This window comes from Roseburia sp. AF20-18LB (assembly GCF_003461185.1).
GTDB classification, from domain to species: Bacteria; Bacillota; Clostridia; order Lachnospirales; family Lachnospiraceae; genus Roseburia_C; species Roseburia_C amylophila.
Genome location: NZ_QTWP01000002.1, coordinates 50,699 through 64,545 on the forward strand (window position 1 = coordinate 50,699; position 13,847 = coordinate 64,545).

At 41.4% G+C, this 13,847-nt stretch carries 13 protein-coding genes; 1 reads left to right on the forward strand and 12 read right to left on the reverse strand.

The annotated features are described in order from the left end of the window. Positions 1-63: 63 nt before the first annotated feature. From fucO to DWX65_RS05030, 4 genes are all read right to left on the reverse strand, one after another. The gene (fucO, locus tag DWX65_RS05015; protein WP_118172959.1) at positions 64-1,209 is read right to left on the reverse strand and encodes a lactaldehyde reductase; all 1,146 of its coding nucleotides are present in this window, start codon (positions 1,207-1,209) and stop codon (positions 64-66) included. 144 nt (positions 1,210-1,353) lie between these two features. Continuing rightward, positions 1,354-1,923 carry a TetR/AcrR family transcriptional regulator C-terminal domain-containing protein gene (locus DWX65_RS05020; protein ID WP_117840586.1) on the reverse strand — a complete coding sequence of 190 codons (570 nt, stop codon included), beginning with the start codon at positions 1,921-1,923 and terminating at the stop codon, positions 1,354-1,356. 82 nt (positions 1,924-2,005) lie between these two features. After that, positions 2,006-3,334 carry an MATE family efflux transporter gene (locus tag DWX65_RS05025; RefSeq protein WP_118173144.1) on the reverse strand — a complete coding sequence of 443 codons (1,329 nt, stop codon included), beginning with the start codon at positions 3,332-3,334 and terminating at the stop codon, positions 2,006-2,008. Between the two features lie 73 nt (positions 3,335-3,407). After that, entirely contained in the window at positions 3,408-3,824 is a 417-nt protein-coding gene (locus tag DWX65_RS05030; protein WP_118172960.1) for a MarR family winged helix-turn-helix transcriptional regulator, read from the reverse strand. Positions 3,825-4,160: 336 nt separating this feature from the next. Between DWX65_RS05030 and hcp the strand changes: the two genes are divergently transcribed. Further along, positions 4,161-5,834 carry a hydroxylamine reductase gene (gene hcp / locus DWX65_RS05035; protein WP_117840582.1) on the forward strand — a complete coding sequence of 558 codons (1,674 nt, stop codon included), beginning with the start codon at positions 4,161-4,163 and terminating at the stop codon, positions 5,832-5,834. 53 nt (positions 5,835-5,887) lie between these two features. Here hcp and DWX65_RS05040 read toward each other — a convergent pair whose 3' ends face one another. The 8 genes from DWX65_RS05040 to DWX65_RS05080 all read right to left on the reverse strand — a co-directional run bounded on the left by DWX65_RS05040 (position 5,888) and on the right by DWX65_RS05080 (position 13,838). After that, entirely contained in the window at positions 5,888-6,967 is a 1,080-nt protein-coding gene (locus DWX65_RS05040) for an HD-GYP domain-containing protein (protein ID WP_118172961.1), read from the reverse strand. Positions 6,968-6,982: 15 nt separating this feature from the next. Continuing rightward, entirely contained in the window at positions 6,983-7,552 is a 570-nt protein-coding gene (locus DWX65_RS05045) for a PilZ domain-containing protein (RefSeq protein ID WP_158564700.1), read from the reverse strand. A gap of 97 nt (positions 7,553-7,649) precedes the next feature. Next, the gene (locus DWX65_RS05050; RefSeq protein ID WP_118172963.1) at positions 7,650-7,919 is read right to left on the reverse strand and encodes a DUF1294 domain-containing protein; all 270 of its coding nucleotides are present in this window, start codon (positions 7,917-7,919) and stop codon (positions 7,650-7,652) included. Between the two features lie 625 nt (positions 7,920-8,544). Further along, positions 8,545-10,695 (reverse strand): protein translocase subunit SecDF, encoded by a 2,151-nt coding sequence (locus tag DWX65_RS05060; protein ID WP_022244183.1) that lies wholly within the window; start codon positions 10,693-10,695, stop codon positions 8,545-8,547. 22 nt (positions 10,696-10,717) lie between these two features. Continuing rightward, the gene (gene scfB, locus DWX65_RS05065; RefSeq protein WP_022244182.1) at positions 10,718-12,073 is read right to left on the reverse strand and encodes a thioether cross-link-forming SCIFF peptide maturase; all 1,356 of its coding nucleotides are present in this window, start codon (positions 12,071-12,073) and stop codon (positions 10,718-10,720) included. A gap of 92 nt (positions 12,074-12,165) precedes the next feature. Continuing rightward, positions 12,166-12,309 (reverse strand): six-cysteine ranthipeptide SCIFF, encoded by a 144-nt coding sequence (gene scfA / locus DWX65_RS05070; protein ID WP_022244181.1) that lies wholly within the window; start codon positions 12,307-12,309, stop codon positions 12,166-12,168. A 72-nt stretch (positions 12,310-12,381) separates the two neighbouring features. Beyond that, a complete protein-coding gene (locus DWX65_RS05075; protein ID WP_242997816.1) occupies positions 12,382-12,777 on the reverse strand; it encodes a TIGR04086 family membrane protein in 396 nt (131 codons plus the stop codon). Between the two features lie 131 nt (positions 12,778-12,908). Further along, positions 12,909-13,838, reverse strand: coding sequence for a GNAT family N-acetyltransferase (locus DWX65_RS05080; protein WP_118172965.1), 930 nt, complete (start codon positions 13,836-13,838; stop codon positions 12,909-12,911). Positions 13,839-13,847 lie beyond the last annotated feature (9 nt).

The following is a 13,847-nucleotide window of genomic DNA, read 5'->3' on the forward strand; positions in this document are numbered from 1 at the left end:
GTTTTTCCGATACTCCGGGAGTCTGCTATCTTTTCTTCTATCATATATTGTCTAAGTTTCTGATTACATCAGTTTACGGAATAAAGCTTTCAAATCCTCTACATTTGTATCCTTTGGATTGCCCGGTGCACAGGCATCAGCAAAAGCGGATTCTGCAAGGAATTCTAAGTCTTCTTCCTTTAACGCCTCTAATTTTGTTGGAATTCCAACATCTACAGATAACTGCTGTACCGCATCAATGGCTGCCTTTCTGTATTCTTCTACAGACATGTCATCTACGCCTTTTACACCCATTGCTCTTGCAATCTCACGATATTTCTCACCAGTGCATTCTGCGTTGTATTCCATTACGATTGGAAGCATCATTGCACAGGCAACTCCATGTGGAGTATCATATACAGCACCTAATGTATGTGCCATGGAATGTGCAATTCCAAGTCCTACATTAGAAAATCCCATTCCTGCAATATACTGTCCTAATGCCATTCCTTCACGGCCTTCTTTTTCATTGGCAACTGCACTTCTTAAAGATCTGCTGATAATTTCAATCGCTTTCAAATGGAACATATCAGTCATTTCCCATGCAGCCTTTGTAGTATATCCTTCAATGGCATGTGTCAGTGCATCCATTCCGGTGGAAGCTGTCAGTCCCTTTGGCATAGATGACATCATCTCCGGGTCAATTACTGCGATAATCGGCATATCATGCGGGTCTACACATACAAATTTTCTCTTACGCTCTACATCTGTAATTACATAGTTAATGGTAACTTCTGCTGCAGTTCCGGCTGTTGTCGGTACAGCAATAATCGGAACACAAGGCTTCTTTGTCGGAGCTACACCCTCTAAGCTTCTGACATCCTCAAATTCCGGATTTGCAATAATGATACCAATTGCTTTTGATGTATCCATAGATGAACCACCACCAATTGCAATGATATAATCTGCTTTTGATGCTTTAAATGCTTCCACACCATGCTGTACGTTCTGAATGGTAGGATTTGCCTTAATATCTGAATAGATTTCATAAGCAAGTCCTGCTTCATCCAATACATCGGTTACTTTGGATGTTACACCAAACTTAATCAAATCCGGGTCAGAACAGACAAATGCTTTCTTAAATGCTCTTGCCTTTGCCTCGTTTGCGATTTCTTTAATTGCTCCTGCGCCATGGTAGGAAGTCTCGTTTAACATAATTCTGTTTGCCATTTTATCTTCTCCTTTGTCCTTTATTGATACCTCTATTTTACCAATGAAAGCGACAAATAAAAAGTTACAAAAAGCCAACTCTGTCACTTGATTTTTCAATATCTGTCATGGGCAAATTCCACTCTCAATCATCATCCGTCACCACTATATCATCTGCAATTTTTCAAATACTGCTTTCAGTTCTGCCGGCACCGCTTCCGTCAGTGCCTTTGCCAGTTCCCTCGGTGTAGTCTTCTTTCTTCCAAGCACCCACTGAATTGTCATATAAACTGAACCCTGGCAATACATTTCCAGAAGGAAATGAAGATGCTCCGATAATTTCTGTCCTGATTTCTTTTCTATTTTATCCGTATAAAACCGGGTAATCAGTTCAAAATCATGGTCTCTTAAGCAATTCTGGCTGTCTGATTTAAATGCAGCCCGGAAAAATAATTTTTCCTGTTCAATATATTCAAATTTCTTTACCAGCCCCTCATATACCGTCTTTCCCTCTCCCATATGTTCAAAGGATTCTGCTAAAATTTTGTCAAAATACCAGTTTATCAGATCATATTTATCCTGAAAATGACGGTAAAATGTCTGTCTTGTCGTTCCGCTCAGTTCCACAATCTGCCGGACTGTAATCCGTTCTATCGGCATCTTCGCCATACACTGCTTCATAGCATCTGCCAGCCGGTATTTCATCTGTTCTGCTTTCTGAACATTCTGCTCCATGCCTTCTCCTCCACTTACTCTGCCAATCTACTATCGTCAGCATAGCACCAACCTGTGAAAAAGGCAACCTGACCATTTTCGCCTATAAAGTTTTCCTGCGTTTCCAACGCCAGATTACAATAGAAAGGAGAACTGCCACATAATCCGTCAATGCCTGTCCGTAGATAACACCGTGCAGACCGAGCAATGCATTCAAGCCGTAAAGCACCGGAATCAAAAGTACGCCCTGTCTCAATATAGAAAGAATCGTTGCCGGAAGTGCATTTCCGGTAGACTGCATACAGTTCATATTCATAAATAAAATGCCAATGACCGGACCGGAAATCATATAAGCAATCAGCATTTCCACACCATAATTTATGACCTCTGTATCAGAAATAAACAGGCGGATAATCGGCTCCCGGAAAAAGAAAAACAGTGCTGTCGCCAATACACCTACAATCAGACAGCATTTCTTCGTATAACGTTCCACTGTAATAAAACGCTCCCTGTTCCCTGCACCGTAACTATAGCCTAATAACGGTTGTACTCCATTTGCCAGTCCCATCTGTAAAAATGTGATAAACATATTTGCCTTAAATACAATTCCAATAGCCGCTACCGGTGCATTTCCATATGCCACCAGAATCTGGTTTAAAATAATCGTAGAAATGCTCATCAATGCAGAAAAAATAGCTGTTGGAAGTCCTGCCGAGCATACCTGGGACAGAATTCTGTCCCCACATTTAAAATACCGGAATGCCATAGACATGTTCCTGCTCTTTCTACAGAAATACCAAAGATAATATACACTCGCCATTATATTTCCAATAGTCGTTGCAATGGCTGCGCCTGCTGCACCCATACCAAATCCACTGATAAATATCGGGTCTAAAATAATATTGGCCACGGTTCCTATCATACTTCCTGCCATAGCTTCCCGGCTGGCTCCGTCCGCACGCACAACAAAGCTTGCTGCCGCAGACCAGATAATAAACGGTGCACCATAAGAAATATATGTTGTGTATCCTTTCGCCAGTTCATAAGTATCTGCATCTGCTCCAAACAATTGTAAAACCGGCTGCATTCCAACCAGTAAAATTGCAGCAAAAACAATTCCCACGATAAGTGATGCATAGGTAATAAAAGAAGAAACCTGCTTTACTCTTTTTTCCTTCTTTTCGCCCAATGCCATAGATGCCGCTGCGCTTCCGCCCATACCAAACATATTGGCAAATGCCATGAATAATATAAAAATCGGATTCGTCAGACTGACTGCTGCCACCTGCAACGGATCCCCTGTCTGCCCTACGAAAAATGTATCCGCCATATTATAAACGACAGTAACCAGACTGCTGATGACACTTGGAATTGCCATCTTTGCTACTGCCTTCGACACCTTCATGCTGCCCATTAATTCATTTTCGTCCATTGTAACCCTTCCTTTCTGCCGGTAAAATCTGCTTCCCAAAGACACTCATCGGCCTCTTGTAACTTTAAATTTCTCATTCCAGATTCCGAAGCATCTTCTCGGCAATTCTTAAAAATTCTTTTCTTTCTTCTTCCGTAATTCCCTGTAATAAAAGTTCTTCCGATTCCGTAATTTCCTTTCGCAGAATATGTTCAATCTTCCGCGCCTGTTCTGTAAAAACAATCTTCTTATATCTTCCATCCTCTGATTCCGGCACCCGGTAGATTAGTTCTGCCTGCTCAAGATTCTTTAAAGTCTCTGTTGCAGTAGACGGACGCAAGCCAAATTCTTCCTCAATCTCTTTCTGGTATACCGGATGGTTTTCTGATTCCACCAGAATATAATTTAAGATGTTACCCTTTGCTCCGCTGATTCCGATAGATTCCTGTATTTTCTTAGAACGTCTGCGGAGCCGGTTGGATATTTTATTAATTACCTTTCCTGTTTCCATGGCAAATCTGTTCCTTTCTTTAAACTTATTACTATTTCTAATCAGTTCGGTTCCTAAGTATTTTAGCCAGATTTTATTCCATTGTCAACTTTCTATTTTATCTACTCTATTTCTTCATGCATAATATTCCTTTTCCCGGCTCATGCTAATGCCGATATATAAACTTTTCTTAGGCGATTATGAAAAAGAACATAAGAATTTATTTCAAAAATTTTAAATATAGAAGGGCATTGGAAGTAATTTGTGCTGAAATGCCCTTCTATAGTAAAAATTTTGAAAGAAAAATATATCTTTTCGCAATCGTCCAAAAAATTTTCTATAAAAGGAGATTATCGTATGGGAAATAACATGGATTTAAATTATGAAATGTTCTGCTATCAGTGTGAACAGACAGCCGGTGGCAAAGGCTGTACAAAGCTTGGCGTATGCGGAAAGACACCGGAAATTGCCAACCTGCAGGATTTACTTATTTTTCAGATAAAGGGAATCAGCTGCTACGGAAAAGTGCTGGTGGAGCAGGGACAACATATGGACAAATCGATTGTAAGCTTTATTGAAAATGTACTTTTTACGACACTTACCAATGTAAATTTTGATGCAGATGTACATGTGGCACTGCTCCGGCAATCACAGCAAATCAAAGAAGAACTTCACAATTTGGTAGGTGAAATTTCGAATTCCACACTCCATGCCACCTATCATCTGCCGGATTCAAAAACGGATATGTTAAAGGATGCTCCTATGGCGGGCATTATGTATGACAAATCCTTAGACCCAGACATCCGCTCCCTCCGTCAAACTATTCTCTACGGTTTAAAAGGTATCAGTGCCTATGGTCATCAGGCAAGAGAATTAGGTTACTTCAGTGATGAAGTGGATGACTTTTATATACTGGCATTAGAAGCCATTACCGATGACCGGCTGACTGTCGAAGACCTGATCCGTCTGACCATGCGTACCGGTGAAATGGCTATTGAAGTCATGAAAAAACTGGACGATGCCAATACCACTATTTATGGCAATCCTTCCCCGCATAAGGTAAATGTTACTATTAAAAAAGGGCCATTTATCATTGTCTCCGGCCACGACTTAAAGGATTTGGAAATGCTGTTGAAGCAGACGGAAGGCACCGGCATCAACATCTATACCCATGGTGAAATGCTGCCCTGCCACGGTTATGATGGACTGAAAAAATATTCTCATCTTGTAGGTAACTTCGGTGGAGCCTGGCAGGATCAGCAGAAACAGTTTGACAACATTCCCGGCTGTATCCTGATGACCACCAACTGCCTGATGCGCCCGAGAGATTCCTACAAAGACAGGATTTACAGCACGAATGTAGTGGGCTGGGATGGTGTGAAACATGTCGGTCGGAAAGAAAATGGAGACAAAGATTTCAGTGAAATCATAAAACAGGCAATTGAACTTGGCGGTTTTCAGGAAGACCAGCCGGCAAAAGAGATTCTGGTAGGTTTCGGACACCACGCTGCCTTAAGCTATGCCCCACAGCTTGTGGAAGCTGTTAAAAGCGGACAAATCCGCCATTTCTTCCTTATCGGCGGCTGTGACGGTGCCCGTCCGGGTCGAAATTACTACACTGACTTTGCCCAGATGGTTCCATCCGACTGTATGATTCTGACGCTTGCCTGCGGAAAATACCGTTTTAATAAACTAGATTTTGGTGAAGTAGCAGGGCTTCCACGTCTTTTGGATGTGGGACAGTGTAATGATGTCTACTCTGCCATCCGCATTGCTACTGCACTTGCAGATGCTTTTGAAACGGACGTAAACGGACTTCCACTGTCACTGATTATATCCTGGTATGAACAGAAAGCGGTTGCTGACCTGCTTGCCCTTTTAAGCCTTGGCATTCATGATATTTATTTAGGTCCAACGCTTCCTGCCTTCATCAGTCCAAATGTGCTGCAGTATCTTACCGATACCTTCCACCTGAAACCAATCAGCAATGCTTCCGATGATATCAAAACCTGTCTGAAACAGAGCCTGTAAATAAAAACCTCCTTACCAGTTTTCTGGTAAAGAGGTTTTTATTTATGCAAAATCTATTTTCCTGTCTGATTTGCAATGCAGACGCAATACCATTTATCATCTGTCTGACTGACATCATGATTACAGTTGATAATCGGATGATTCAGGTCATTTGGTGGAATGTAACGTACCACACCGATTCTTCCATCGGACATCTGTACCTTTACATCCCGGTAATTTTCCACCATATTTTTCACAAATAAGTCTACCAGGCGTTCATCCAGTCCCGGAAATTCGCCCTTTTTAAATTTCTCCAACACATCAAAAGGAATCAGGGATTCCTTATAACTTCTCTGGGAAATCATGGCATCATACACATCGGAAATGGCAGTAATCCTTGCCAGCAGAGAAATCTCATCTCCTGCAATCTGATCCGGATAACCCTTTCCATCCAGCCGCTCATGATGATGTCTTGCCGCTAACCGGATATCTTCATCTACATTATCCCAAAGCAGCTCATATGAATAAACGGGATGAGCTTTTATGATTTCAAATTCTTCTTCCGTAAGTCTTCTCGGTGCATTTAAGATTTCTTCCGGTATCTTCGTCTTTCCGATATCGTGCACTAATCCGGCGCATACCAGCTTTTTAATCACCGGTTCCGGAAGCTTCAGCCACTGCCCGATAACACCATTGGTAAATGCTACGTTCAGGGAATGGCGCTGCAAATTCTCATCCATCTCTCTCGGTGCATCAATACACTGAAATATTTTAGGAAAATCCAATACCTTAATCTTAGTAAAAATATCCTTTGTAACAGTCTCCGTTGCTTCCATATTAATTTCGGAAGCATTTCTGGTTACAGAAAAAATACTGTCTACATCGTTTTTTAATGCTGTATAGCCGATTGCTTCTTCGTATACTCTCTGCAATGCAGCTCTTGGTGCTTTTCCACTGTTGAGAATTTCCTGATAAGTTTCCTCACTGGTTGTAATATATCCACCACGTTCAAACTTGGAAAGTTTATCTAACCGGTCCTGTGTCAGGACTTCGCCCCGTTTCAAAAGCAGCACCGAACCTCTGTCATTATAAATATCTCCGGAAAGTTCCAGGCCTTCCCATAAAAAATCAATTGGAATTTTTCTAAGTCTCATTCTGTCACTCCGCCCTTATATATTCCTGTCACGAATCATCATGCAGCCATACTCTTCTGTCTTAAGATTTGCATTCTGTATCCGGACAATCCGATATGTCTTCTGTAACATTGTATCTCCAAGTTTCACGCAAATCCGCAGTTCCGTTCCAACTGTCCCGCTTCCTGCCATTGTCTGAATCAGAATTCCATTTCCACTGATATTACAGGTTTCCATTTCAATTGGCTTCTGCAATTCAATTAATGTTCCATCCACAATAACAGATTCTATATATCCCTTTTCTTTTAAGGGATAACGGGCATGCTTCCGCTTCTCACCATTCTTACTCCTGCCCAGCTCGATTTCTACTTCATTGGCAATTATAACCTTCCGAAGATTACCGGTAGCTTCTACCAGGCTCCCATTCGGTCCAAATATGATAACCGTCACTGCATGCTCCATCCGGTTGTCCAGGCTTCCTGCACTAACCTTTACTACTTTACGGATCGGATCATAAGATTTAATTCTTGTATCTAATACCCTCTTCCCGCCGGCAATTTCCTTTACAATAATCCGGCAGCCCTTTAACTCCATCATTCCTGCCATAATTCGCATTTCCCCCTGATGCTGCTACTCATCTATTATCCATATCTCATTTCTGTTTGATATATTTTATCACGCCTATCCCGGTTTGAAAATATTTTTACCAAAAATAATAGTATAAAACCAGTTGCACAATCAGTATAAATGGCATTCCTATTACAAAGTACCAATGTTTTGTCTTATGACGGAACAGATACATACCTGCCCATGTCCCAATGCTTCCTCCCAGTATGCTTACCAGAAATAACGTTTTTTCCGGAATACGCCATTTATGACAGATGGCTCTGCGTTTATCTATCCCCATGACGGATAGCCCGACAATATTTGCAATTATTGCATATGCAATTACTATTTTCTGAATTGTAGTCATTCTTTTCTCCTTTTTCAAATATTAATTTTCGGTGATTGCAAACGGAAATAATCTTTGCTGGAAAATATTACGGAGATTTACAGCGGATTATCTTTATCCGTTATGAAATGCCAGCAGTTCTTAGAATGCGTGTTTTTCTTGCATATAAACTGTCTTTCCGGTTGCTTTGACTGAATAGCTGCACTGTCCGTCGAGAACAGATGCCGCATAACGCCTGCAAGGGGCACAGGGAATTTCGGCATAATTATACTTTCTTCTGGCAACCGGCACAAATTCACGTCCATGTTCAAATGTGCCTCGCTGGTACATCCCTGTACCAGCGTTGCCTGTTGCCAGATGAAATTCCCAGTGCCCCTAACAGCCCTTATCAGGCATCTGTACTTCGACGAACCGTGTAGCTATTCTGGCAAACATTGGAAAGACTGTTTTCATAACCAAAAGAAAAACACGCATTTTAGAACTGTGGTATTTCATAACGAAAGATAATCTGCTGCGAATCAACGTAATATTATTGTAACAAATCTCTTCTATCCTTTTGCAATCCCCGGATATTAATTTTTAAACAACGCCCAAATGTAAAAATCCCCTCTTCCAAAATCAGAAGAGGGGAAACCATTTCTGTTACTTATGCATTCTTCTTTGCAAAGCGTGTTTTGAATACAAACCACAGCTCCGTTGCAATACAGATAGAAGAATAAGTTCCGCTCACAATACCTACCATAAGAGGAAGTGAGAAGTCTTTAATAGATGCAACTCCAAGGATATAAAGCAGGAATACCATTACAAAGGTTGTAATTGAAGTATTTAAGCTTCGAGAAATTGTCTGGGAAATGGAGCGGTCAGCTATTTCGGTTAAGCTTTCCTTATCCACATTTCTTACCAGATGCATATTCTCACGGATTCGGTCAAAGATAACAATGGTATCATTGATGGAATATCCGATGATTGTCAGCATTACTGCAATAAATGTACTTCCTACTGACAGACGTAATAAGGAGTAACAGGTTAAAATAACCAGTACATCATGAATCAGTGCTAAAATAGCAGAGGTTGCAAAACGAATGTCTTTAAACCGGAACCAGATATAAACCAGCATACAGATTGTTGCAATTACTACTGCCCAGACTGCATCTTTTGTCATTTCACCACTGATAGTGGAACTGATATTAGTAGAGGAAACAGTTGAAGTATCTACACCAAGATTTTCTTCTAATGTAGTATTTAACTGCTCTCTTTCGTCCAAATCAAGGCTTCTGGTCTTAAATACAACCTGTGTACTTCCTTCTACCTTCTGAGCCTGTACACTGGAATCTCCAGTCACATCCTCAATCAGAGGAATTACTTCAGAATCTAATTCTGCAAGAGTATAATCTTTACCCATATCTACGGTTGTAGATGTACCACCGACAAATTCAAGGCTTAAGTTCAATGCGCCCTTGCCATTGGCTTTGTTTACGCCCATTCCCACAAATCCGGCAATGATAATTACTGCTGAAATAATAAAGAATACGTGGCGTTTTGCAATAAAATGCATTGGACGGCGGTCTTTCTGTCTTCCATAGAATTTTGCATCACGGAAACCAATTACATACAGTCCATGTAATACCAGTCTTGTTACAACTAATGCAGTAAACATAGATAATACGATACCGATTGCCAGTGTATAAGCAAATCCTTTTACGAAACCGCTTCCCTTAAATGCCAGCACTGCTGCAGCAATCAGGGTGGTGATATTTCCGTCTAAAATTGCAGATAACGCTTTCTGGAATCCGGTCTTAATCGCTGTCGAAACAGTCTTGCCGGATGCAATTTCTTCCCTGATACGGGCGAAGATAATAACATTTGCATCTACCGCCATACCAATGGAAAGGATGATACCTGCGATACCCGGAAGGGTAAGTGTAATTTCAAAAAGATAAATAACTGCAACTACCATTGTAGTATAAATTCCAAGTGCTATGGTTGCTGCCACACCGGAAATCCAGTAGTAAGCAATCATGAATACCGCAATCAGGGCAAGACCGATTGCTGCTGCCTTTAATGCCGTTGAAATTGCTTCTGTACCAAGCTGTGCTGCTACTATCTGGGACTGTAACTCAGATAACTCTAAGGAAAGAGAACCGATACGGATGTTAGAAGCTAAAGTCTCTGCTTCTTCATAGGAACTCATTCCATCGATTACTGCGCTTCCGCCGGTAATTGCTTCTTTTACACGAGGAGTACTGATTGCCTCATCATCATATACAATTGGGCAGACCTTTCCAACATTGGCAGTGGTTGCATCTGCAAATTTCTGTGCGCCTTCATCGGTAAGTGTAAGCTGGACCACATACTGCTTGTTGCCAAGGTTATCCTGCTGTGTTGCAGCCTGTGCATCCTTTACATCATTACCGGTCATGTAAACATTTCCGTCCGGATCCCGGAACTCTAAGGAACCCGGTTTTCCAAGTTCGTCCAGAATCTTGTTGGCATCCTTTACTCCTGGAATTTCAACGGTGATACGGTCATCACCTTCCTGATATACAGATGCTTCTGTACTGTAGCCTTCCACACGCTTCTGAAGCTTGTAAATAGTATCCTTCATCTGCTCGGAAGTCGGATTCTCGGATTCCACCTGATATGTGATGCTGACACCACCTGCCAGATCCAATCCAAGCTTAATGTTCTTATCTTCACCTTTTCCGGTTGAAGATAAGATGATAGACGCATAATACGACAGTCCTGCTAAAACCAAGAGAACTGCAAGTAATATGGCTACGCCCTTACTTTTCTTCATTTTCTTCTTCCTTTCTCCTGACTTAAATTTCCGCCTCTGCGGCTTTTATCATAATTGCGCATTCCACACGTTTCTTCTGCAATGCACAACCAATGTCATAGGTATTATGAATATCACCATGGAAATTATAAGAGTTCGCTGCACATCCACCGCTACAGTAGAATCTTGCAAAACACTCTCTGCATTTTTCCTTGGAATAAACATTACAGCTCTTAAAGGAATCCCGGATATCGGTACGTTTTAAGCCTTCAAAAACATTTCCCATCAGGAAATCTTCATTTCCAACAAACTGATGACATGGATACAAGTCTCCCCAAGGTGTTACTGCCAGATACTCGGTTCCGGAACCACATCCGGAAAGTCTCTTGGCAACACAAGGGCCGCCCTCCAAATCAATCATAAAATGGAAGAAGTTGAATGCTTTTCCTTCTTTTTTCCGTTTTACCATCTCTTTTGCCAGTGCATCATATTCTGCAAAAAGCTGTGGCAGGTCTTCCTCACGAATGGCATAATCATCTGTCTCCTGTGCCACAACCGGCTCTACGGAAATCTGCTTAAACCCAAGGTCTGCCAGATGCAGTACATCCTTGGAAAAATCTAAATTATGATGGGTATAGGTTCCACGCACGTAGTAGCGTTCCTGATTTCTGCTGTCTGCAAATTTCTGGAATTTCGGAACAATCACATCATAGCTTCCCTGACCACCACGGAACGGACGCATATAATCATTGACTTCTTTTCTTCCGTCAATACTTAATACAACATTGTCCATCTCTTTATTGGCAAACTCCATAATATCGTCATTTAAAAGAACGCCATTTGTGGTCAGTGTAAACCGGAAATTCTTATTATGTATTTTTTCCTGCTCTCTTCCATATGCTACTAAATCTTTTACCACCTGGAAGTTTAAGGTAGGTTCTCCACCGAAGAAGTCCACCTCTAAGTTCCGGCGGTTGCCGGAATTGGCAATCAGGAAATCCAATGCAGCTTTTCCTACTTCATAGGACATTAACGCACGTCTGCCGTGATATTCTCCCTCTTCTGCAAAACAGTATCTGCAGGCAAGGTTACAATCATGGGCAATATGCAGACACAGTGCTTTTACTACAGTAGGACGCTTTGTTACATCACCGATGTATTCTTCATAATCATCCGGTGTGAACAAATCTCCGTTCTTCTGCAATTCCTCTATCTCTTCAATTGCTTCTTTTATCTCCGCCTCATCATAGGTCTTATTCAGTCTCTGTATGATTTCTTCACGGCTTGTCTCTTCCCACAATGCAATGACATCATAGGTTAAGTCATCCACAATATGGATGGCGCCGCTGTTTACATCCAGGACAATATTATAGCCGTTGTTTTTATACTGGTGAACCACTACAATATTTCCTCACTTTCTTACAACATTATAACGACCGTCCGCGCAGGCGTACGGTCGTTTCGTTCGTTCTCAATCTGAACTTTTGGTAATTATTTGCAATGCTCGCAAGTCTGGTTTCCTACAGTACAGGAAGTCTTGCATGCTGACTGACAAGATGTCTGGCACTCGCCGCATCCGCCCTTCTTTACTGTATTCTGTAACTTTCTTGTATTCAGGGTCTTAATATGTTTCATCTCGTTATCTCCTTTCGAAAAAATACCTCTAGTTAGTATAACACATAGTCTTTCATAAGAAAAGCACTTTTTTTAACTGAGCATTCCTCCCACAGTTCCCGAAGCAGTGCATAAAATCAGTGTTGTAAGGATATGCTGCATTCCGGAATCCAGTCCCTTTTTCAATATCAGGGACACAATGAGCAGCACTGCAAAATATAATAGCCCCATCACGGCTCCCCACAGATATTTCCGGCTCTTCTTAATCTTTCCAATGATGAAGCCGCCGACAAATCCCACTACAATATAGCTTATGATAATGCTGATATTTACCGCAGCTTCGCTTAATTCCATTTTATATAAGACTGCCGCCAGAATAAAAAGCAGCATTCCCGTCAGAATATACATGACCAGCAACACTTTGCCCATTGTCGTAAAAAGATTTCCTTTTCCTGCCACCTTCTCTTTTCCCATATATCCTCCATCCATCTTCGTACCTTGCGCCTGCATCCGTAACTTATTTTTTATATCATGTTCCGGATACATTTTCGCTTTGTACTATATATGAAAAAAAGATTTATATTATGTATAAAAATGTCTCCTGCCGTTTAACTTTCCAATCACGGATAAAAATACCAGAAATGCCGGAATATTTTTCCATCCTGTTTTATCTTCTCTGTTTCCTGAAAGCCAAGTTTATGAAGCAGTCCCAACGATGCTTCATTCCCCGGCTCCACCAGACAGTCAATTCTTCGAAATTCAAGATTATTTTTTACCCATGCCATGATTGCCTGACAGACCTCATATGCATAACCCTGCCTCTGGTATTCCGGTGCAATGACATAGCCCATCTCGATAATTTCTTCGTCAAGCAGTTTGCGATAGTCGATCCCGGCTCTTCCAATCAGTTGATGGGTGTCTTTTCCCTTTACCAGCCACATGCCATATCCATAGTAGCCATACATATTTTCAATGTATGCTCTCTGGTACTCCTCCTCTTCCTGCCTTTCGTAAAGGGGCTCGATATAATCGGAGATTCCCTTCTTATTATATAAATCAAATAAATCGTCCATGTCATCTAACGTAATCTCTCTCAGATAGCACCGCTTTGTCTCTAGTATCCGCCACGGCAGGTGATGCTTCCGCTGAAATGTCCGAAGTAAAAATTCTGTGTCCACTTCTTCCAGTCCAAGAAGCAGCATATCCACATTGCTTAAAGGCATCTGTTTTGAAAAATCCGGTACTTCATAGCCAATGATGGTAAGCTGGTCTGAGTCTGAGTCTGCATCTGCATCCTTTTTCGCCCATGCCACTTCTTCCGGTTCTGTTGCAAGCAGCATACATTCCTCCGGCTTTACATGATGTCCGCTCAGGAAAAATGTGATATCTTTTTCCAAATCAGCATCTGTAAAAAGAAGTCCCACTTTTTTCTGCTCTGACAGTTCTTTTTGCAGGCGGCTTAATGCATGTTTTTCTTCTGCCGGAAGTTTTTCTTCTAATGTTTCTTTTCGTATGATACAGTTCCAGTTTACAATATTCCAGTGACACATATTCCCTTC

Coding starts and splice junctions, on each gene's coding strand:
- fucO (WP_118172959.1), bottom strand. CDS start 1,209: ATGGCAAACAGAATTATGTTAAACGAGACTTCCTACCATGGCGCAGGA.
- DWX65_RS05020 (WP_117840586.1), bottom strand. CDS start 1,923: ATGGAGCAGAATGTTCAGAAAGCAGAACAGATGAAATACCGGCTGGCA.
- DWX65_RS05025 (WP_118173144.1), bottom strand. CDS start 3,334: ATGGACGAAAATGAATTAATGGGCAGCATGAAGGTGTCGAAGGCAGTA.
- DWX65_RS05030 (WP_118172960.1), bottom strand. CDS start 3,824: ATGGAAACAGGAAAGGTAATTAATAAAATATCCAACCGGCTCCGCAGA.
- hcp (WP_117840582.1), top strand. CDS start 4,161: ATGGGAAATAACATGGATTTAAATTATGAAATGTTCTGCTATCAGTGT.
- DWX65_RS05040 (WP_118172961.1), bottom strand. CDS start 6,967: ATGAGACTTAGAAAAATTCCAATTGATTTTTTATGGGAAGGCCTGGAA.
- DWX65_RS05045 (WP_158564700.1), bottom strand. CDS start 7,552: ATGGCAGGAATGATGGAGTTAAAGGGCTGCCGGATTATTGTAAAGGAA.
- DWX65_RS05050 (WP_118172963.1), bottom strand. CDS start 7,919: ATGACTACAATTCAGAAAATAGTAATTGCATATGCAATAATTGCAAAT.
- DWX65_RS05060 (WP_022244183.1), bottom strand. CDS start 10,695: ATGAAGAAAAGTAAGGGCGTAGCCATATTACTTGCAGTTCTCTTGGTT.
- scfA (WP_022244181.1), bottom strand. CDS start 12,309: ATGAAACATATTAAGACCCTGAATACAAGAAAGTTACAGAATACAGTA.
- DWX65_RS05075 (WP_242997816.1), bottom strand. CDS start 12,777: ATGGATGGAGGATATATGGGAAAAGAGAAGGTGGCAGGAAAAGGAAAT.
- DWX65_RS05080 (WP_118172965.1), bottom strand. CDS start 13,838: ATGTGTCACTGGAATATTGTAAACTGGAACTGTATCATACGAAAAGAA.